Origin of the sequence: Kribbella sp. NBC_00662 (assembly GCF_041430295.1) — a bacterium.
In the GTDB taxonomy this organism is placed as follows: domain Bacteria; phylum Actinomycetota; class Actinomycetes; order Propionibacteriales; family Kribbellaceae; genus Kribbella.
Genome location: NZ_CP109029.1, coordinates 6,230,229 through 6,249,986, shown reverse-complemented (window position 1 = coordinate 6,249,986; position 19,758 = coordinate 6,230,229). Strand labels below are relative to the sequence as shown.

General features: G+C 67.9%; 14 protein-coding genes. 7 read left to right on the top strand and 7 right to left on the bottom strand.

Annotated elements, in window-relative coordinates; genetic code table 11:
- Nucleotides 1-52: 52 nt before the first annotated feature.
- From OHA10_RS30930 to OHA10_RS30910, 5 genes are read left to right on the top strand one after another with little or no spacing between them, the layout of a single operon-like run.
- Nucleotides 53-2,500 carry a DNA topoisomerase (ATP-hydrolyzing) subunit A gene (locus tag OHA10_RS30930; RefSeq protein ID WP_371402282.1) on the top strand — a complete coding sequence of 816 codons (2,448 nt, stop codon included), beginning with the start codon at nt 53-55 and terminating at the stop codon, nt 2,498-2,500.
- Between the two features lie 5 nt (nt 2,501-2,505).
- Nucleotides 2,506-3,210 (top strand): LppX_LprAFG lipoprotein, encoded by a 705-nt coding sequence (locus OHA10_RS30925; RefSeq protein WP_371402281.1) that lies wholly within the window; start codon nt 2,506-2,508, stop codon nt 3,208-3,210.
- Nucleotides 3,207-4,874: an MFS transporter gene (locus OHA10_RS30920; protein WP_371402280.1), complete on the top strand. Its 1,668-nt coding sequence runs from the start codon at nt 3,207-3,209 to the stop codon at nt 4,872-4,874. The genes OHA10_RS30925 and OHA10_RS30920 overlap by 4 nt, the downstream gene beginning before the upstream one ends.
- 46 nt (nt 4,875-4,920) lie before the next feature.
- Nucleotides 4,921-5,862, top strand: a complete 942-nt coding sequence (locus OHA10_RS30915) for a sucrase ferredoxin (protein ID WP_371402279.1) — start codon at nt 4,921-4,923, stop codon at nt 5,860-5,862.
- On the top strand, nt 5,859-6,356 hold the full coding sequence (locus OHA10_RS30910; protein WP_371402278.1) for a beta-class carbonic anhydrase: 498 nt from the start codon (nt 5,859-5,861) through the stop codon (nt 6,354-6,356). Before OHA10_RS30915 ends, OHA10_RS30910 begins: the two co-directional genes overlap by 4 nt.
- An 8-nt stretch (nt 6,357-6,364) precedes the next feature.
- Here the strand turns inward: OHA10_RS30910 and OHA10_RS30905 are convergent, their stop codons facing one another.
- Nucleotides 6,365-7,090, bottom strand: coding sequence for a carbonic anhydrase (locus OHA10_RS30905; RefSeq protein WP_371402277.1), 726 nt, complete (start codon nt 7,088-7,090; stop codon nt 6,365-6,367).
- Between the two features lie 133 nt (nt 7,091-7,223).
- Between OHA10_RS30905 and OHA10_RS30900 the strand changes: the two genes are divergently transcribed.
- Nucleotides 7,224-8,546, top strand: a complete 1,323-nt coding sequence (locus OHA10_RS30900) for a hypothetical protein (RefSeq protein ID WP_371402276.1) — start codon at nt 7,224-7,226, stop codon at nt 8,544-8,546.
- Between the two features lie 49 nt (nt 8,547-8,595).
- On the opposite strand, the gene OHA10_RS30895 is transcribed toward OHA10_RS30900, so the two are convergent.
- From OHA10_RS30895 to OHA10_RS30870, 6 genes are all read right to left on the bottom strand, one after another.
- A complete protein-coding gene (locus OHA10_RS30895) occupies nt 8,596-9,891 on the bottom strand; it encodes a Gfo/Idh/MocA family oxidoreductase (protein WP_371402275.1) in 1,296 nt (431 codons plus the stop codon).
- A gap of 10 nt (nt 9,892-9,901) precedes the next feature.
- The gene (locus OHA10_RS30890; protein WP_130448133.1) at nt 9,902-10,732 is read right to left on the bottom strand and encodes a carbohydrate ABC transporter permease; all 831 of its coding nucleotides are present in this window, start codon (nt 10,730-10,732) and stop codon (nt 9,902-9,904) included.
- A complete protein-coding gene (locus tag OHA10_RS30885) occupies nt 10,729-11,709 on the bottom strand; it encodes a carbohydrate ABC transporter permease (protein ID WP_371402274.1) in 981 nt (326 codons plus the stop codon). The genes OHA10_RS30890 and OHA10_RS30885 overlap by 4 nt, the downstream gene beginning before the upstream one ends.
- Nucleotides 11,709-13,172: an ABC transporter substrate-binding protein gene (locus OHA10_RS30880; protein WP_371402273.1), complete on the bottom strand. Its 1,464-nt coding sequence runs from the start codon at nt 13,170-13,172 to the stop codon at nt 11,709-11,711. The genes OHA10_RS30885 and OHA10_RS30880 overlap by 1 nt, the downstream gene beginning before the upstream one ends.
- A gap of 24 nt (nt 13,173-13,196) precedes the next feature.
- Nucleotides 13,197-16,283 (bottom strand): endo-1,4-beta-xylanase, encoded by a 3,087-nt coding sequence (locus tag OHA10_RS30875; RefSeq protein WP_371402272.1) that lies wholly within the window; start codon nt 16,281-16,283, stop codon nt 13,197-13,199.
- Between the two features lie 108 nt (nt 16,284-16,391).
- Nucleotides 16,392-17,495 carry a LacI family DNA-binding transcriptional regulator gene (locus tag OHA10_RS30870; RefSeq protein ID WP_371402271.1) on the bottom strand — a complete coding sequence of 368 codons (1,104 nt, stop codon included), beginning with the start codon at nt 17,493-17,495 and terminating at the stop codon, nt 16,392-16,394.
- A gap of 251 nt (nt 17,496-17,746) precedes the next feature.
- On the opposite strand from OHA10_RS30870, the gene OHA10_RS30865 reads away from it, so the two are divergent.
- Nucleotides 17,747-19,732, top strand: coding sequence for a hypothetical protein (locus OHA10_RS30865; RefSeq protein WP_371402270.1), 1,986 nt, complete (start codon nt 17,747-17,749; stop codon nt 19,730-19,732).
- Nucleotides 19,733-19,758: the final 26 nt, after the last annotated feature.

Sequence of the window (19,758 nt, the reverse complement as noted above, 5' to 3'; positions counted from 1 at the left end):
GCCGGACCGTCGCGGCGTCGTACCGGTTTGATCGAGGAGCTCGTAGACCCGCATGGCACGCCGTACCAGCACCGCCGAACCCGAAGACTTCGAGGAGCGCATCCTCGACATCGACGTCTCCGACGAGATGCGTACCAGCTACCTGGAGTACGCCTACTCGGTGATCTACGCCCGGGCGCTGCCCGACGCGCGGGACGGACTGAAACCGGTGCAGCGGCGGATCCTGTTCTCGATGGCGGAGAACAACATCCGCCCCGACCGCTCGCACGTGAAGTGCGCCCGCGTCGTCGGTGAGGTCATGGGTAAGTACCACCCGCATGGCGACGGCGCGATCTACGACGCCCTGGTCCGGACCGGGCAGTCCTGGTCGATGCGGGTGCCGCTGATCGACCCGCACGGCAACTTCGGCTCGCTCGACGACGGCCCCGCCGCGATGCGGTACACCGAGTGCCGGATGGCGCCGCCCGCGATGGCGATGACGGCCGGCCTGGACGAGAACGTCGTCGACTTCAAGCCGAACTACGACGGCCAGGAGAACGAGCCGGCCGTGCTGCCGGCCGCCTTCCCGAACCTGCTGGCCAACGGCGCCACCGGGATCGCGGTCGGGATGGCCACCAACATGGCCCCGCACAACCTGGTCGAGGTGATCCAGGCGCTGCGGCACCTGATCAAGACCCCGACCGCCGACATCGACGACCTAATGCGGTTCGTCCCCGGGCCGGACCTGCCGACCGGCGGCAAGATCGTCGGCCTGGAAGGCATCAAGGACGCGTACACGACCGGCCGCGGCAGCTTCAAGATGCGCGCCACCGCCCGGATCGAGAACGTCACCCCGCGCCGCAAGGGCATCGTGGTCACCGAGCTGCCGTACGCCGTCGGCCCGGAGAAGGTGATCGAGAAGATCAAGACGCTGGTCCAGGCCAAGAAGCTGCAGGGCATCGCCGACGTCAAGGACCTGACCGACCGGACCCACGGCACCCAGCTGGTGATCGAGGTCAAGAACGGCTTCGTCCCCGAGGCGCTGCTGGAGCAGCTGTACAAGCTGACCCCGCTCGAGGACGCGTTCCACGTCAACAACGTCTGCCTGGTCGAGGGCCAGCCGCGGACGCTCGGCCTCAAGCAGCTCCTCGAGGTCTACCTCGACCACCGGTACGACGTGGTGCGCCGGCGCAGCGAGTTCCGCCGGAAGAAGGCGCAGGACCGGCTGCACATCGTCGAGGGCATGCTGATCGCGATCCTCGACATCGACGAGGTCATCCAGATCATCCGCAGCAGCGAGGACTCCGCCGAGGCGCGGTCCCGCCTGATCGAGATCTACGACCTGTCCGAGATCCAGGCGAACTACATCCTCGACATGCCGCTGCGCCGGCTGACGAAGTACTCCAAGCTCGAGCTCGAGACCGAGAAGGGCGAGCTGGAGCGCGAGATCGAGGCGCTGACCGCGATCATCGACGACCCGAAGCTGCTGCAGAAGACGGTGTCCGACGAGCTGGCGGAGATCGCGAAGACGTACGGCACGCCGCGACGGACCGTCCTGCTGGAGTCGTCCGGCGCGACCAAGACGGCCGCCGTGCCGCTCGAGGTCAGCGACGACCCGTGCTGGATCCTGATGAGCTCGACCGGGCTGCTCGCCCGGACGAACGGTGTCGAGCCGTTCGGCGGCGGCGAGGCGCGCGCGAAGCACGACGCGATCGTCTCCGCCGTGAAGAGCACGGCGCGCGGGCAGTACGGCCTGATCACCAGCGCAGGTCGGTTGATCCGGCTCGAGTCGCTCGACCTTCCCGCCGTACCGACGACCGCTGCCGCGCCGAACCTGCAGGGTGGCGCGCCGATCGCCGAGTTCGTGTCGCTGGAGCCGGGTGAGAAGGCGCTGGCGCTGACCACGATGGACCCGGACTCGGTCGGTGTTGCCCTTGGTACGACGGGCGGCGTCGTGAAGCGGGTCGTCCCGGACCACCTCAGCAACCGCGACTCGTGGGAGATCATCGGGCTGAAGGACGGCGACGAGGTCATCGGGGCGGTCGAGCTGTCCACGGGCGACGAGGAGCTGTGCTTCATCACCTCCGACGCGCAACTGCTGCACTTCCCCGCGTCCGCTGTACGGCCGCAGGGACGGACCGCGGGCGGTATGGCCGGTGTCCGGCTCGGCGCGAAGGCGAAGGTTGTGTTCTTCGGAGCCGTCGACACCGGGCGCGAGGCGCAGGTCGTCACGATCGCGGGCTCGTCGTCGGCACTGCCGGGGACCGAGGTCGGCGCGGTGAAGGTGACGCCGTTCAGCGAGTACCCGGGCAAGGGCCGTGGGACGGGCGGTGTGCGCTGCCAGCGGCTGCTCAAGGGCGAGGACGGGCTGCTGCTCGGCTTCATCGGTGCGGCGCCGGTGAAGGCCAGCGCGAGCAGTGGCGCGCCGGTGGATCTGCCGCCGGTCGACCCGCGCCGGGACGGTTCCGGCGTACCGGTCGCGCAGCCGATCGCTGCGTGCGCTGCTGATCTGGCAGGCTGACCCCTGTGAAGAGACTGCTCGCGCTCGGCGCGGTCGTAGTACTTGCGCTGGCGGGATGCAGCGACAAGAAGGACAGCGGCGGGGGCGGGCAGTCCGGCGGCGACGCGGTCGCGCTGCTCACCGACGTCAAGAAGACCATCGACGACGCGGCCAGCGTGCACATCGTGCTCACCGGCCGCGACCTGCCGGACAACGCGCAGACGCTGGCCAGCGGCGACGGGGTCGCGACACACGCGCCGGCGTTCAAGGGCAAGCTGACAGTCCGGTCCGCGGGTGCGCCGATCGACGCCCAGGTCGTCGCGGTCGGCAGCAAGGTGTACGCGAAGCTCTCGTTCACACCGAGCTACATCGAGCTCCCGCCGTCCCAGCTGGCCTCGCTCGGCGCCCCTGATCCGGCGATCCTGCTCGACCCGGCGAAGGGCCTGACCGCGGTTCTGCCGACGATGAAGGACCCGAAGATCAAGGGCGAAACCCGTGAGGGCGCGAAGGTGCTGACCGAGGTAACCGGCTCCGTCCGGGGGAAGGATCTGCAAGGCATCTTCCCGAAGGCGCCCGCGGACCAGGACTTCCCGAGCACGTTCAAGATCGACAAGGACGCCAAGCAACTGGTCTCGGCCACGATCACCGGCCCGTTCTACTCCGGCGCCACCAGTAGCTACGACGTCACCCTCGACAAGTACGGCGAGAAGGTCGAGATCACCAAGCCGTGAGCGACAGCTCGGCGAGGACGCGACTGACGCTGGCGTCCATCGCGGTGGCGTTCGCGGCGGCGGACACGTACGTCGTGGTGCTGGCGCTGCCGGACATGATGGCCGGCGTCGGGCTGTCCGCGGACGAGCTGCAGCGGGCGGCGCCGATCATCTCGGGCTTCCTGCTCGGGTACATCGCCGTACTGCCGCTGATCGGGCGGATCGCGGATGTCGTCGGTCGTACGCCGGTGTTGGTCGGCGCGTTGTTGCTCTTCGCGGTCGGGTCGCTGATCACCGCCGGGGCGTATGACCTGCCGCTGGTGGTAACTGGTCGGTTTCTTCAAGGGGTCGGCGGTGGTGGGCTGGTTCCGGCGACGCTTGCGCTGGTTGCCGATCTCTGGCCGGCTGAGCGGCGTGGGTTGCCGCTGGGTGTCGTTGGGGCGGTGCAGGAGCTCGGCTCGGTCCTCGGCCCGCTGCTGGGCGCTGCGGTACTCGCGATCGCCGACTGGCGCTACATCTTCTGGCTCAACCTGACAGTCGCCGTGGTTCTCGCACTTCTCCTGCGCGGGGTCAAACGTCCACCTGTCTCGGCCATTGTCGGCCTGCTCGCCTGCCTGGCGCTTGGCCTCACACTCACGGCGCCCGACCGGCTCGCGTCCGGTGTCACGCTTGGCCTGCCGTTCGTGCCCTTCACCGGAGCCTCCCGGCTGCTGACGCCGATTGGCGTCGCCACACTCGTGCTGGCGGTCATCTGGCTCGGATTGGTCTTGTGGCAGGGGCGCGGTCGCCTGGGCGGCGTGCTATCGCAGGTCGATCTGCTTGGCGCACTGCTGCTCGCACTCGCACTGGCAGGCGTCGTACTGGCGTTCGCGACGGCCGACCCCGAACGTCAGTTGATGTCACCGGCCGGTCCGTGGCTGCTGGTTGCGGCTGCTGTCTTCGCAGGGGCTTTTGCGCTGTGGCAGCGACGTACGGCGGCGGCCATCGTGCCACGCGGTCTGCTGGGTGCTCGTCCTGCGTGGGGCTCGTTGCTGGTCAGCTTCCTGATCGGATGCGCCCTGATCGCCGCCCTGGTCGACGTACCGGTGTTTGCCCGCACCACCCAAGGCGGTGGGCAGCTCGCGGCCGCCCTCGTGCTGGTGCGGTTCCTGATCGCGCTGCCGGTCGGTGCGGTTGCCGGTGGGTGGCTCACGCGCCGCTACGGGCTCGGACTGATCGCGGGGGCCGGGCTGGGGTTGTCCGGTGCGATGTTCGTGGTGATGGCCTTCTGGAGTCGTACGGCGCTCGATCACTGGCCGGCGACCGTCGTACTGCTGGTGTGTGGTTTCGGGTTCGGCCTGGCGCTGTCACCGCTGAACACGGCCATGCTCGGCTCCACGCCCGCCGACAGCCACGGCCTGGTGAGCGCGCTCGTGGTCGTCGCCCGGATGGTCGGCATGCTCGTCGGCGTCTCCGCGCTGACCGCGATCGGGCTGCGGCGGTACTACGCGATTGCCGATGGCATCAAATCGCCGAACGAGCTGTGCCCGTCCTCCCCCGGTAACTGCCGCCCGTTCCTGGACGCGCTCCGCGACGCCGCAGTTTCACAAGTTCACGCGATCTTCGCCGGTGCTGCCGTGTGTGCGTTCCTGGCCGCCGCCCTCGCCGTACTCCTGCTCGGCCGACGTGGGGTATTGCACACATGATGATCATCATGAGGGACAGCCGTCTCACCTCGCGTACCGTGAGGGTGTGACCCCTGCGCCCGCAACCACTGGCTTGCCTGGCCTGTGCTCGACGTACTGCCGGGTGCTCCGTGAGCCGCTGGCCGGCACCGCGGTCGTTGCCAAGGGATGGGTCGTCGTCGAGCAGCCTGGTCCGTGGGGCGCGAAGGCGCCGACACAGAGTCATCTCGACGCCGAGTTCGGCGGGTCTTTCGACGACCAGTGCAAGAAGGCCGACGTCCGGTTCGGACTGATCCGGTCGCCGGGGAAGCATTCGGACGCTGTCGAGCGGTCACACCAAGTCTTCGTCGCCTCGACCACGCCCGGGCAGAGCTGGCTGCTCGGCGGCCGGGTCACGGATCCGACCGAACTGGGCGACCTTGATCTCGATGCCGTCGCCGGCGGCGATCGTGCGGCGGTCATCGCCTCCCTGCCCGGGCTCCTGCCGGTCGACGAGCCCGTCGTCTTGGTGTGTACGAACGGCAAGCGCGACGGGTGCTGCGCCGTACTCGGGCGGCCGCTGGTGTCAGGGCTCGCCGAACGGGCACCGGGACGCGTGTGGGAAGCCAATCATCTCGGCGGACATCGCTTCGCGCCGACCGCGACGTACCTGCCGGCCGGCACGATGCACGGGCATCTCACCGTCGAGACGGCGGTCGAGGCGCTGGCCGCGGCGGATCGCGGCGAGACGATCCTGACCGGCCTGCGCGGCCGGTCCACCTGGAGCAAGCGCGGTCAGGCGGCCGAGGTCGCCGTCCGGGAGCTCACCGGCGAGCTCGCCCTGGATGCGTTGCGCGTCGTGGCCGAGGGCGCAGAAACTGTCACCGTCCAGCACGTCGACGGACGGTCGTGGATCGTCCCGGTCACCAGCGCGCTCGCTGATCCTCCCCGTCCGGACTCGTGTGGAAAGGAACCGTTCGCAATGTCGATCCTGCAAACCGGAACCCCAGTGTCAGGCGCGATCCGATGAGCGGCGGATTCGACGATCTGCTCGCCGCGAACGCGGAGTACGTCAAGGACTTCCACTACGGCGGATTCGACGGGATCGCCCACGCCGGCATCGGCCTGGTCACCTGCATGGACTCCCGGATCCCGCCGCTGGAGATGCTCGGCCTCAAGCCGGGTGACGCGAAGGTACTGCGGTCGGCCGGCGGGCGGGTCACCGAAATCACGATGACCGGCCTGGTGCTCGGCGTACAGCTCCTCGGCGTACGCCGGATCATGATCATCCCGCACACCCGTTGCGCGATGGCCGCGATGTCCGAGGACGACCTACGCGCGAAGGTCGAGCAAGCCGCGGGCAAGCCCGCCGGCTACCTCCCGATCTCGGTCATCCCCGACCAGCTCGAGGCCCTCCGCCGCGACGTCGCCGCGGTCCGCGAACACCCCCTGATCGGCGACGACATCCTCGTCGGCGGCTTCATGTACGACGTCGACGACGGCCGCCTCACCCAGATCGACTGAGCAACGACTCAGTGCAGGGTGACTTTGCCGGTGTCCAGTTCGTAGTAGGCGCCGATGAGGGTGAGTTTGCCTGACTTCTCCAGGGGGCCGATGACGGGCGACTGGCGAAGCTTGGTGAGAGTAAGGGCGACGTTGGCCTGTACGGCGTTGGTGAGGCGGTCGCCGGGTTTGCCTGCTACCTGGCGGACTGCTGGGGCGAGGGTGTCTACGAGATAGTCGAGGCCCTTGGTGTGAGAGGTGCGTTGGTCAGCGTCCAGGGCCTTGATGGTGGCGTCGAGTGCGCCGCAGCGCTGGTGGCCCAGGACCATCAGGAGCGGGGTGTGGAGCTCGGCGATGCCGAACTCGATGCTGCCGGTCACCGACTGATCGAGCGCACCGCCTGCACTTCGTACGACGACCAGATCGCCGAGGCCCTGGTCGAAGACCAGCTCGATCGGCACGCGGGAGTCGACGCAGCCGAGGATCGTCGCGAAGGGATGCTGGCCTTTGCTCACCACCACCCGCCGCGCGATGCCCTCGTCCAGGTCCTGGTCCTGAGCTGCCACGAACCGCGCGTTGCCGGCCATCAGCCGCTCGAGCGCTTGCTTGCCGTCGGCAACCGGTGTCTCGGTGGTGGGCGGGACCTGCGTACCGGAGCAGGGTTCGAGGCCGGTTCCTGCGCAGCCGGCGAGGGCTCCGGCGCCGAGGGCGGCCAGGCCGGCGGTCAGGGCCTGACGGCGGGACGGATTGGTCAACGGAGGCTCCTCACGCACGGACGGCGTGGGCGGGTGCCGTCTCTTCGAAGGTAGCAGATTGCATACAGTCTGCAGTACTCTCAAGATCTTCGAATCTCTCGGCCCACGGCGGAAGATCTGATAGACATCCCGTATGAGACTCCGCCCCAGCTCATTCCACCGTTCCCTGTTCGTCGGCGCCCTGGCGCTGACGGCCGTCCTCTCCGGCGCTCCGATCGCCCACGCCGTGCCTGACGCCGCCCCGGCACTCCGCGGCGGCCACGCGACCGGGTGCCTGGATCACTCGATCGCCGGCACGGTCGAGGAACAGCGCCTGGACAGAGGCGTCGCCGACGGGCCGTCCGTTCCGGCGGAGATCCTCCGGCGGTCCGGTTTCGACCGGCAGGTCGAGCAGTTCACCGACCTCCTGTGCCGGGTGCCCAATCGCCAGGCCGCCGCAGCCCTGGTGCGCGTCCAGGGCGAGACCCTCTGGCGTACGGCGACGCACCGAGCCCAGCATCCTGTCCGCGGAGCCGACGCACTCCCCTCAACCGACGACCGCGGCCTGTACTGGGCTCGGATCTCGATGGCGTTCGCCTTGCGCCAGTGGCAACCACGCTTCGGCCTCGGTACGACGGAACGCGCCGCCCTGATCAAGTCGTTCGAGTACGCCTCCCGCGGCATCACCAGCACCCGCTTCTCACCAGGCGTCCGCAAGATCCTCGTCACCGGCTTCGACCCGTTCACTCTCGACGCCGACATCCGCATCGGCAACCCGTCCGGCGCGAATGCGCTCACGCTCGACGGTCAGCGCTGGACGGTGAACGGCAAGACGTACGAGATCCAGACCGTCGTCTTCCCGGTCCGCTACACCGACTTCGACGAGAGCATGGTCGAGAACGCTCTCGCACCGCATTACCGTCCAGGTCCGCAGCGCGCGGATCTCGTCATGACCGCGAGCCAGGGCCGGGTCGGTATCTTCGACCTCGAGGTCTTCAACGGCCGGCGACGCTCGGTCAGCTCGATCGGCGACAACAACAACCTCTGGGGCGGCGGCACGATCAACGCACCGGTCGTCTCCCCCAGCATGCCGCCCGGCCCCGAGTTCATCACCTCGAGCCTTCCGCTGGCCCGGATGTCGCACGCCGACGTCGCCCCGTTCCGCACTCGCGTCAACACCTCGATCCTAGAGATACCAGCCGGCCAAACCGACCCCGTACGCCGCCCCGACGGCCCCACACCCGGCTCGATCGCATCCGAGGGCACCGGCGGCGGCTACCTCTCCAACGAGGTTGCCTACCGCAACACCCTCCAACGCGATCTTCTCGACCCGTCGATGCCGGCCGGCCACCTGCACGTCCCGGTCCTGTCGTTCGACCCGGCCAACAAGACTGAGATCACCGACCCGACGTACGAAGCCAACCGCGAGTCCATCGTCAACGGCGCCCACGCGATCCTCCGCGCAGCACTCGGCTAGTACAGAAAACTGATCATCATCCCGCTTGCGGTGATCACTATTCTGTCCATCAGATCGCTAGGACGTCGGCGGTCCGGACGGGCAGCCCTGTCTCGAACGAGCGATTGGCTGCGAGGCCGGTCACCAGGGCCAGGGCGGCCTGGCGGGCGTCGGCTATGTCGGCCCCCTCGGTTGGTTCGTCGTCGAGAAGGGCTGCCAGCACGCGGGCGTCGGCGCCGCCTTGGCCGGCGTGGTCGTGGTCGACGGTGTGGTCGATCGGCGGCTCCCACAACGGTCGCAGCGTGATCGACGTACGTCCCGCGGTCGGTGCGGCGAGGTCGCCGTGGACCCAGCCCTTCGCCGATTCGACCCGCTGATTCGGCGCGGTGAATGTCGACTCTTCGACATTCAGCTCCAGCCGGCCGCGTGATCCGTTGAACATCACGCGATAGCCCTCGGAGGGCGAGTACGCCGTCAGGTGGTACGTCATCGTCGCGCCGGTGTTGTAGGAGACGAGCACAGCCATGTCGTCCTCGATCGTCACCCCGGGCGCGAAGACGTTGCGGTCGCGGTGGTATCCGTCCTCGGCCTCTGCATCCAGATACAGCTCGCTCAGCGTCGCGTTGTCGGCCAGGTGCAAGGCGAACGGGTCGTCGAGCGCTTCCGGAGATCCATGCACGCGGGCGTACGGGCGGGCGTACCCGTGCCGCTGACCGGGCCCGTAGAACGCCAATTGCCCTTGTGCATAGACGATCCGCGGCTCGGCGCCCAGCCACCAGTTCACGAGATCGAAGTGATGACTGGCCTTGTGCACCATCAATCCGCCGGAGTTCGCCTTCTCGCGATGCCACCGGCGGAAGTAATCCGCGCCATGGGACACGTCGAGCATCCACTCGAAGTGGACCGAGTGGACGTCCCCGATCGCACCCTCCGCCAGCAACGAACGCACCCGTCGATGCACCGGGTTGAACCGGTAGTTGTAGGCGACCGACAGAGACCCGCCGGTCTCCTCAACCGCAGCCAGGATGCTCGTCGCCTTCGCGGCATCGGTCGTCATCGGCTTCTCGCTGATCACCCGTACGCCGGCCCGCAGCGCCGTCTCGATGTAGAGGTTGTGCGTCGCGTCGACGCTCGTCACGATCAGCAGTTCGATCCGCTCGACCCGCAGCATCTCCTCGAACCGCCCCGGCGGCCATTGATGCGCCGTACGACGGCCCGCCGCGAGCAGCATGCGGTTGTGGAACGCCATCCGGACCGAGTTCGGATCGCACAACGCGACGACGTCGTACCCGTCCCGCTTGGCCAGGCCCTCGGTGAAGAGCTGAGCACGGTTCCCGGTTCCGACGATTGCCGTCCGCACAGGCATGGAGTACCTCCTATTGCTTGACCGCACCGGCCAGTCCGTTGACGAAGAAACGCTGCAGGAGCACGAAGAGCAGGATGATCGGCGCGAGCGTGATGACCGTGCCGGCACAGAGCAGCGTCCACTCGGTCGAGTTCTCGCCGATGAACGCGTACATGCCGATTGCCAGCGTGCGCAGCTCGGGCCGGCCGAGGGTGAACACCAGCGGGATGAAGAAGCTGTTCCACGCGGTGATCGCGGTGAACAGGCCGACGGTGGCCAGCATCGGCCCGGACAGCGGCAGCATGATCCGGGCGAACGTCTGATGGAAGTTCGCGCCGTCCACCATCGCGGCGTCCTCGAGCTCCTTGTCGATCGCCATGAAGTAGCCCATGAACAGGAACGTCCCGAACACCACTCCCCCGGATGCCTGCACGATGATCACCGACCACAGGCTGTTCAGCAGATGCACCCGCTGCATCAGGTCGAACACCGGGATGATCGTGTACCCGTGCGGCAGGAACAGCGTCGCCGAGACCAGCCCGAGGCAGAAGCCACGGCCCGGGAAGCGTGTACGGGCAAGTACGTATCCCGCGCAGGAGGTGACTACTAAAGTGATCACCACCGTGCCTACGGTGATCAGTATTGTGTTCATGAAGTACCGGCCGAATGACGCCTCCTGCCACGCGTTCAGGTAGTTCGCCCAGAGGAAGTGCGAGGGCATCGGATTCAGCCCGTCGGTGAAGAAGTCGTCGTCACTCTTCAGCGAGGAACCGAGTGCCCAGAACAGCGGGTACAGCCACGCCAACCCGCTGACCAGCAACGCCACATGCGTCATCACCGTCACCACGCGCCGCCGGGTCATGAGGCACTCCTCCTACGAGCGAGTGAACGCAGTACGACGACCTGGACGACGGAGAAGCCGATCAGCAGCAGGCCGTAGATGAACGACGCGGCCGAGGCCAGGCCGATGTCCGGTTGGACCGCGTTGGCGTTACTGCCGCCGAACGCCAGGTGGTAGATGTACGTGTTCACGACCTCGGTGGCGAAGAACGGGCCGCCGCTGGTCAGCACCTGTACCAGGTCGAAGATCTGGAAGGTCCCGATCACCGCCAGGATCACGATCACCACGCCGACCGCGCGCAACATCGGGATCGTGATGTAGCGGAACATCGCGATCCGGCCGGCGCCGTCGAGCCGTGCCGCCTCGTAGAGCTCGTCCGGGATCGTCTGCAGCCCGGCCAGGAAGTACACGAGGTTGTAGCCGAACGTGTGCCAGATGCCGACCAGGATGATGATCGCCATCGCGAAGTGCGGATCCCCCAGCCAGTCGATGTGCTGATGGATCAGGTGCAGGTTCAGCAGCAGCGTGTTGATCGAGTCACCGAAGTTCGACACCAGGAGCTGGATCACAACACCGATCACCGCGGCCGACGTCACCACCGGCAGGAAGAACAGCGTCCGGTAGAACGAGGCGAACCGCAGCCGCTTGTTGTTCAGCACCAACGCGAGCGCCAAGGCCAGCACCAGCTGAATCGGTACGACGAACGCGGCGTACACGAAGGTGTGGCCGAGGGATCGCCAGAAGATGCTGTCGTGGACGATCTGCCGGAAGTTGGCCAGGCCCACGAAGCTCGACGGGTCGCCGATCCCGTCCCACTTGTAGAACGTGTAGCCGAGCGACGCGATGATCGGATACACCACGAACGCGAGCAGCAGCACCATCATCGGCGCCAGATACACGTACGACCACAGATAGGTACGACGGCGGGCCCGCCGCCGGGCCGCCGCTGGTGGCGGCCCGGTAGCGGTCACGTCCTGCCGTACGGCGGTCATCACCATCAGGCGCCCGGCCTCGTCGTGTAGGCCTTGGTGAGATCCCAGTCCGCGAACGTGAAGTCCTTCGCGCTGACCCCGGGCGCCTTCTTGATCGCATCACCGAGCGCCTGGTTCATCTTGCCCTCGAGCTCGGTCAGCGCACTGTGCGGATCCTTCAGCTGCCCGGTGTAGATCCCGGCGAGCACGTCGTTGATGTCCGGCTTCACCGCGGGCAGCTGGACCGCCGACACCTTCGGGTTCCGGATCGCCGGCTGCGGGCCGACCACGGCCGCCCCGGCCATACCGACGTACTGCGCGAACGGTGCGAAGGTGACGCTCTTCGGATCGTTGTTCTTCGCGTACACCGACAGGCCCTGGCCCTGCTCGACCCACCGCTTCCCCGCGTCCGGGCTGTACAACCAGTCGAACCAGGCCCAGGCCTCGTCAGCGTGCTGCGTCTTCGACGAGACCGCCACGAACCGTCCGCCAGGAGGCCCGTAGAACAACGCCCTCGGCGCCTCGCTCGGGCTCGGCAGCGTGACGAGGCTGTAGTCGGTGAACTTGTGCTGCGTCCACTCCGGCTGGTTCCACACCCCGCCGACCGTCATTCCGAACCGTCCGCGCTCGAAGAACGCCCGTGCCTGCTCGTCGGAGATGCTCATCGAGTTCGGGTAGAACCAGTTCTTGTTCTTCCACTCCATCAGCAGGTTGATCACGTCGAGGAAGTTGCGATCGCTGCCGAACGTCCAGCGCCCGACCCGGTAGTCCATCCCGTCGATGCCGCCGACCGCGGCGCCACCCGGCGAACCGGCGCCGCGCACGAACAGATCCAGCCACCAGGCCAGGGTCGTGTTCGTCGAGTTGCCGAAGCCGAACGGCGCGACCTTCCCGCCGCTCTTCGACGCGATGGCGTCGGCGGCGTGCGTCACGTCGTCCCAAGTCTTCGGCAGCTTCACACTGCCGTCGTCATTGGTCAGGCCCGCGTCCTTGAAGACACCATGGTGGATGTAGAGCTGCAGCGACGGCGCCGGGGCCGCGAACGGCGCGGTGTAGACCTTGCCGCCGAAGACATCCACTCCCTCGACGAAGCTGTTCTCCGGGAAGCTCGACTGCCACGACTTGGTCGCCCACTTGTCGACCGGCATCAGCCACTCCTGCGACACCTGCTGACTCAGCTGTGGGCTCTTCGGCACCATCAGGATGTCCGGCGGGTTGTTGCTCCGGTACGCGAGCGACACGAGGTCGGCGTACTTGTCGCTGACCTGCGTGGTCTTCTTGACCGCGATGTCCGGATGCGCCTGCTGGAACAGCTTGATCTCGTTGTCGACCCAGCCGGCCTGACTGGCGTACCAGTCCCAATAGGTGATGGTGGTCTTGGCCTTCGATCCCGAGGCGTCGTTGCCCGAGGAACAGCCGGCGAGTGCACCCGCGCCGGCGAGAGCGGCCGCACCGCGGAGCAGTGTCCGCCGTGAGATGGGTGATGACATGTGGATCCTCCAGTGACAGGTGACTTAGCAGGCCGGCGAGGCCGACGACGCGGTCTGGGACAGGGAGCCGAGCCGCCAGGTGAGCGGGCTGCCGTCCCAGGTGACCGCGACGCGACGCGGGCGCTGGAAGGGCAGGAACGAGACGGTCTGGCCGCGATCCGACGGACCCGGGCTGAACGCGTTGTCGGCGCCGACCGGGACGGGGATGTAGTAGTTGTTGGCATTCGAGTAGCCGAAGTACGCCGTGTACGAGTCGGCGTTGTGTACGACGCACGCCGCGGTCGGCTGCACCGGGTTGAACGCGGTCTCGGCCGGGCCGGTCCCCCGCGCAGCCGTCTTCACCATCGGAGCGAACGAGGCGTCGTCAACCAGCAGGTCGCCGGCGCCGGTCGTGGTGCTGATCCACCACTCCGCCTTCGTCAGCGTCCCGGTCCAGGACACCGGCGCGTTCGACACCGAGATCTGCGTCCACCCGGTCGAGGTGACCGGCGCCGAACCAAGGCGCACAGTTGTCGAGCCGGTCGACGTGGTCAGCTTCAGACTCACCATTGCGGTGTCCGAGCCGGACGCCAGTCGCACCCACGCGGACGAGTCGTACAGCCCACCGTTCACCACCGAGACACCCTGTGCCGGACCGGCCCACGCGGCCTCTCGCCCAGCGGCCGACAGGTCACCTGCGCCAGTGTGCGGAGTCGTCGAGGCGTTCTTCAGCGTGCAGGTTCCCAGGCAGTACCAGCCGGTGGTGTTGGACTGGTTCTCCAACGTCCCGTTCGCCAGCACAGACGGTGTCGGTAGAGACGGCGCGACTGCGGGCGCGCCTTGCGACGGCGGCGGGGTGCCATCGGTCGGAGTGATGGCCAGGTCGTCTAGCGTGCATTCGGGTGAGCTGGCACTGGGGTTCGACCAGGCGAAGACCTGGACCCACTTGGTCCCGGTCGGTGGGGTGAAGGCAGCCAGCTTCTGCGTGTACGAGCGCTCATCGGCGTACGACAGCTCGTACTGGAAGGTCGGCGTACCGGCCGTGGCGCCGCCCCGGACACCGGCGTAGCACTGCGTCCCAGCGCCGTTCAGGCGCCCCCAGCCGGACAGGAGGTAGCTCGTGCCTGGAGTGAGGCCGGTGACGTTCTGGGTGACGCCGGAGCCCGGGCTGAGCGAGAGTGCCGTGTGGCCGCTGTGGGCGTTCGCGGCGGTTGACGGCCCGGTGCCGAGGGAGGTCCAGCCGCGGGTACCGCTCTCGAAGCCGCCGTCGCCGATCGGATTCGGCTGGTTCGTGCGGACCGTGGTGGCGATGCCGTCGGTGATGACCTTGACCGACGCGCCGGCCGTGGTCGGCATCGCGACCTTCACCTGCTTCGAGATGCCGTTCACGGTGACCGTCACCAGGTAGTCACCGAGGAAGCCGCGGGTGCCGAACGTTCCAGCAGCGCTCGACTGGCCCGAGACGCTGGTGTGCCACTGATGCTGGACAAGGTCCTGCCAGACCAGGGCGTTCGGCTTGGGCGACCAGTCGTCGTTGTAGAGCGCGACCCGCGGGTTGTAGATGTTCTTCGACCAGATCCCGAAGTTGCTGATCTGGTTCACGTTCGGGTTCGAGAACATCGCGGTCATGAAGTCGCGGGTGTAGTCGGCCTGCAGTTGCTGGTCGTCGGTGTCGACGTCGAACTCCGTGACCGCGACCTTCACACCGAGACCGGCGAACTGGTCGACGATCGCCATCAGGTCGTCCGGCGACGTCAGCTGCAGCCCGTTGAAGTGGCTCTCGAAGCCGACGGTGTCGATCGGCGCACCCGACGACTTCAACGACTGCACCAGGTCGTACACGTGATCGCGGTGTCGCGTCTCCCAGCCGTTGTTCTCGACCAGGCCGTAGTCGTTCAGCGCAAGGGTCGCGTTCGGGTCGGCGGCGTGCGCGAGCCGGAACCAGTTCGCGATCTCGTCCTGGCCGAGGACGTCCTGGACGTTGTGTTCGGAGTACGGCTCGTTGACCACGTCCCACTCGTCGACGATGCCGGCCAGGGTCGACGCCTCGTCGGTGATGTGGGTGTTGATCCGGGCGCGCAACGCGGCCGGGTCGTTCTGCAGGTTGACGACGTCGGGCTGCATCAGTCCCCACGACGGCCAGATCAGGTTGTGCCCGCGGATCCGCAGCCCGTGCTCGCGCATCCATTGCAGGGCCGGCAGCGTGATCGTCTCGCGCTCGGTCGGGTTCTCCCAGTGGTTCCACTTCAGGTTGTTGCCCAGGGCCCCTTGGTTGAACAGCGTCGAGTACTTCGACTGGTACTGCGCCAGATCGGTCCCGCTGATCCCGCCGGACGGATCCCCGATCAGCCGGGCGCCGTCCGACGCGGCGCCGAACTTGAACGCACTCGTCTGCTGTACGGCGGACACGGTCGCACCGCTGACCGGATTGCCGGCGGTGTCGACGACCGACACCGCCAGATTCCCCTTGCGGTACTGGTCGATGCGGGCGTTGGCCGCGGCACGCCAGGCCGCGTTCGCGTCGCGGCCGTCGTACGTCACCTGCGGGTAGCCGGCTGGGGTGCCGGGCCCGAGGTCCTGCACCGAGACGCCGGCGATCTGGAACGTCTGCACGCCGTACCCGAGCCACAGGTTCAGGTGCGCGGCTGTGCTCGTGCCCGCGGTGTACGTCGTCGCGGCACGGAACGGGAACTCGAACTTCTGCCATGCGGTGCCGTACCGCAGAGCGGCGTTCAGCGACTTCTTGTACGGCGAACCGTCGGTCTCGAAGACCAGATGGGCGTTGCCGCTGGTCGGTGTGATCGCCCGTGCCCACACGGTCGCGACCAGCGCGTCGCCTTCGGTGACTGTCGCTGCAGCCGGTACGCCGAGAGTGATCTCGTACTCGCCGTCGAGGCCGGGACTCTGCGGCTCGTTGGGGACAGCGATCTCGAGGGCCTTGGTGAAGTCGGGGTTGCCGGTGATGTCGACCTGCCGGGTCGCATCGGCCGGGAGGCCTTTGAACTCGGTGAAGTTGGCGACGGCGTCGGCGGGCAGGACCTCGTACGGCGTGGCGTCGGCGTGGGCTGGGGACTGGATCGCTACCGCGGCGATGAGGGCAAGGCTCGCACCGGTGGCCAGTTTTCTGAACACTCCGGATTCCTTCCAGAGGGCGCACGGCAGCATCGCCCGGCGGCGAACGTGCCTGGGCTGGTGCCGTGGGTGGTGTCAGTGGTCGGGCGGGACCTCGATCCCGGAGGATCAGGCCTTGGTGGTCTGCGAGCGTCCGCGCGGGGATCGGGTCACGGGCACCGGCCCGCAACTCGCCCGGACGATCAAGCTGGTGGGCATCACGAGACGAGGCAGTTCGGCGGCCGGCGGCTCGAGCTCGGCCGCCTCCTCGCCCGGCTCGTGATCGGTGTCGTTCGGGCCGATCGCGGACAGCAGCATCTCCGCCGCGCGCTTGCCCATGTCGATGAACGGTTGCTGGATGGTGGTCAGCGGCGGCCGGATCTGCGCCGCCGATTCGATGTCGTCGAAGCCGATCACCGACACGTCCTCCGGCACCCGCAGCCCGGCTTCGGCGGCCGCGGTCATCACGGCGTACGCCGTCACGTCGGAGTGCGCGAACACCGCGGTCGGACGCTCGTCGGCGGGCAGCGCGAACAGCTCGTGCGACCGGGCGCGGATCTGCTCGGGCAGGAAGTCGCCGGGCTTGGTGAGCTCCGGATCCGGCTGGATGCCGGCCGTCCGGAGCGCGTCCAGGTAGCCGCGGTAGCGGTCCTGGCAGCAGCGGTACGTCATCCGCCCTTGTACACAGGCGATCCGCTCGTGCCCGAGCTGAAGCAGATGATCCATCGCCGTCAACGCGCCGTCGTAGTTGTCGGCGGTGACCGACGGCAGTGCGACGTCGGCGTCGATGGTGTTCACGAGAACGACCGGCAGGCCTTCCTCGTGCAGCTGCACCAGCGGGTCGAGCGGCTGTTCATGGCTGACCACGAGCAGGCCGGACGCCATGCTCGAGGTGAGGATCCGGTCGATCAGCGATCCGTAGTCGCGGTCGTTGGTGGCCGTGTAGAGGATGATGTCGAACCCGCTCCGCTCGGTCACCGCGGCCACCCCGATGTTGATCGAGGCAACCATGTGCCAGGACAGCCCGGGCACGACCATGCCGATCAGCCGGGTGCTCCCCTTGGCCAGCGCGGTCGCGGCGAAACTCGGCACGTACCGGTGCCGGCGCATCACCGCGAGGACGTGCCGTCTGGTCGCCGGGTCCACCTTCGGGCTGTTGTTGAGCACCAGCGAGACGGTGGACTTCGACAGACCGGACAGCGCGGCGATGTCACGGATCGTCAGCTTCGCCATCCGGCCATCCTTCGGGATTCGGTCCGTTGGACTGGTCCAACGGCTGGTTGCACCGGAACGTAACAGTGCGCCGGTACGCCGTCAACACCCTGTCTGCAATCGGTTTCAGTACGAAGCATTGCGCTCGCCGCCGTCTTCGTGCCACGATCGGCGCACCGTGTTGGACCGGTCCTACGCAGGCCGGGATCACCTGCCGGGGCCGGTCCGGCACGCCCGCCAGTCGCAACAGGTCACCGCCAGGAAGGCCGCCCATGCCGCCGTACGCCCTCGACGACTTCGCCTTCGACCTCCGCCGCGCCGTACCTCCAGCCGAGATCTGGGTCGGCAGCGGCACGGGGACGGTCAGCCAATTGGCCGGGACCGTGTGTGGCGTCGGCGGCTGGTTCGCTCCCCCGCTCGCCGCGCCCGACAGTCGGCTCACGGTCTCGCTGGAGGTCGACGGGCAGCAGGTCGTCGACCTGGCCCGCCCGGGCGCCGGCAACCGCGGACTTCTCCCCGCCGGCGGCACCTGGCGGCCGGATCGGATCGTCCGGCGGGGCACCTACCACCAGTACGCCGACTCCCTGACCTCGCTGGCCGTCGAGTCCACTCTCACGCCACGCCACGGCTCCCCCGGCTACGACCTGATCCTGCGCATCCGGAACCGCTCCGCCAACGTCCACCAGCTCACCGTGCGCCCGGAGCTGGCGCCGACCGAAGCCCGCGAGGTCCCGCTCTCGGACTGGGGCTGGGTCCCGCCCGCCGGCGGCCGAGGCGAGCAGGTCACTCTGACGCACAACAGCCTTACGGCGACTCTTGAAGCCGAGGGCGAGATGGTCTTCACCATCGGCGTTCACGCCGGCCCGACGCCGACAGCCGAGGACACCGGCAGTGCCTGGGAGTCCCGCATCACGCAGGCGCTCGGCCGGATCCCGACCCTCACCTCCGACATTCCAGGTCTCGAGCAGTACTACCGCCGTTCGCTCGCCAGCGGGCTCGTCTGCTGGTGGGATCACCCCGGCTTCGTCACCCAGCCGTTCATCGCCACGTCCGGCCTCGACGGCGGCGCCCTGTGTTCCTATGCGTGGGACACCGGCGGCTACGCCCCGAACGTACTGAGTCTCATGCTCGGTGACAGCGTCCTCGACATCATCCAGTCGTTCCTCGACGCCGACCTCACCGACCGGTACGCGATCGCCCCCGACGGCACCGGTCTCGGCGTCGCCTACGCGTACAGCGGTTCAGCGCTCGTCGCGCTCACCCAAGCGGCTGCCGCAGAGCGTTCGCTCGACCCATCGCTGATCGCCCGGCTGTACGACGTGATGACCGCGCTGGACAAGCGCTTCCAGCCCGACGACCGGACCGGCGTACTGCGGGACTACGGCGACCAGAGCAATCTGCTCGAGATGCGGAGCGCCGGCTGGGAACACGTAGTGGCCAGCCCGAACGCCGAACGGGCCTGGGCGCTGGCTGCCCTCGCCGAGCTGTCCGACCTGACCGGGGCCGCCCTACCCACGACCGAGCTGCGGGAATCCGCGGAACAGATCCGGGCCGGGATCATCGATCAGCTCTGGGACGAGGACGCCGGCTGGTTCCGCAGTCGCTACCCCGACGGCCACACGGAGCTGGCCTACTCGATCCAGGCGTTCGATGTACTCCGCGCCGGCGCCTGCCCGCCGCCGGTCGCCGCGAAGCTCCTCGACCATCTCGGCTCGTTCCTAGGCGAGTACGGCGTCAGTAGCGTCAGCGTCGAGGACGAACTGCACTACGAGACCGCCGACATTGACTGGTCAGGCGCCGGCGCCTACACCGGCGAGGCACCCCAACTCGCGCTCACACTGTGGCAGCAAGGTCGTCCGGAGCTCGCGTGGGACGTCCTCCGCCGGCTGTTCTGGATGGGCGAGCACTACCCGTACTTCCCCCAGGATCACTTCTCCGACAAACCCGGCGCGCCCGGCTCCGGCCGCCGGATCAACATCGTCGCCGGCCTCACCGGGGCCGAGGCCATCCTCACCGGCCTGGCCGGCATCCGACCGAACCCGGATGGCTCTCTCCACATCCGTCCTCATCCTGTTGCCGCTGGCAACATCAGCCTGAGTGGGCTCGGGTATCGCGGTCACACGATCGACATCACCATCCGGCCGGACTGCTTCGAGGTGTCCGTCGACGGGCAGCTGCAGTCACCCGAAGCGGACGGCAGTGTCATCGCAGTACGCCGCGCAGCGAGCGGTTGCGGTTCGGGCAGCAGCGCCGGATGATTCAGAGGTTCGATCCGCCCGTCGAA

What these genes read in the sequence shown, in the direction of transcription:
- OHA10_RS30885 (WP_371402274.1), bottom strand. Translation starts at nt 11,709, where the DNA reads ATGGTGATGACCGCCGTACGGCAGGACGTGACCGCTACCGGGCCGCCA.
- OHA10_RS30910 (WP_371402278.1), top strand. Translation starts at nt 5,859, where the DNA reads ATGAGCGGCGGATTCGACGATCTGCTCGCCGCGAACGCGGAGTACGTC.
- OHA10_RS30930 (WP_371402282.1), top strand. Translation starts at nt 53, where the DNA reads ATGGCACGCCGTACCAGCACCGCCGAACCCGAAGACTTCGAGGAGCGC.
- OHA10_RS30865 (WP_371402270.1), top strand. Translation starts at nt 17,747, where the DNA reads ATGCCGCCGTACGCCCTCGACGACTTCGCCTTCGACCTCCGCCGCGCC.
- OHA10_RS30870 (WP_371402271.1), bottom strand. Translation starts at nt 17,495, where the DNA reads ATGGCGAAGCTGACGATCCGTGACATCGCCGCGCTGTCCGGTCTGTCG.
- OHA10_RS30890 (WP_130448133.1), bottom strand. Translation starts at nt 10,732, where the DNA reads ATGACCCGGCGGCGCGTGGTGACGGTGATGACGCATGTGGCGTTGCTG.
- OHA10_RS30895 (WP_371402275.1), bottom strand. Translation starts at nt 9,891, where the DNA reads ATGCCTGTGCGGACGGCAATCGTCGGAACCGGGAACCGTGCTCAGCTC.
- OHA10_RS30900 (WP_371402276.1), top strand. Translation starts at nt 7,224, where the DNA reads ATGAGACTCCGCCCCAGCTCATTCCACCGTTCCCTGTTCGTCGGCGCC.
- OHA10_RS30880 (WP_371402273.1), bottom strand. Translation starts at nt 13,172, where the DNA reads ATGTCATCACCCATCTCACGGCGGACACTGCTCCGCGGTGCGGCCGCT.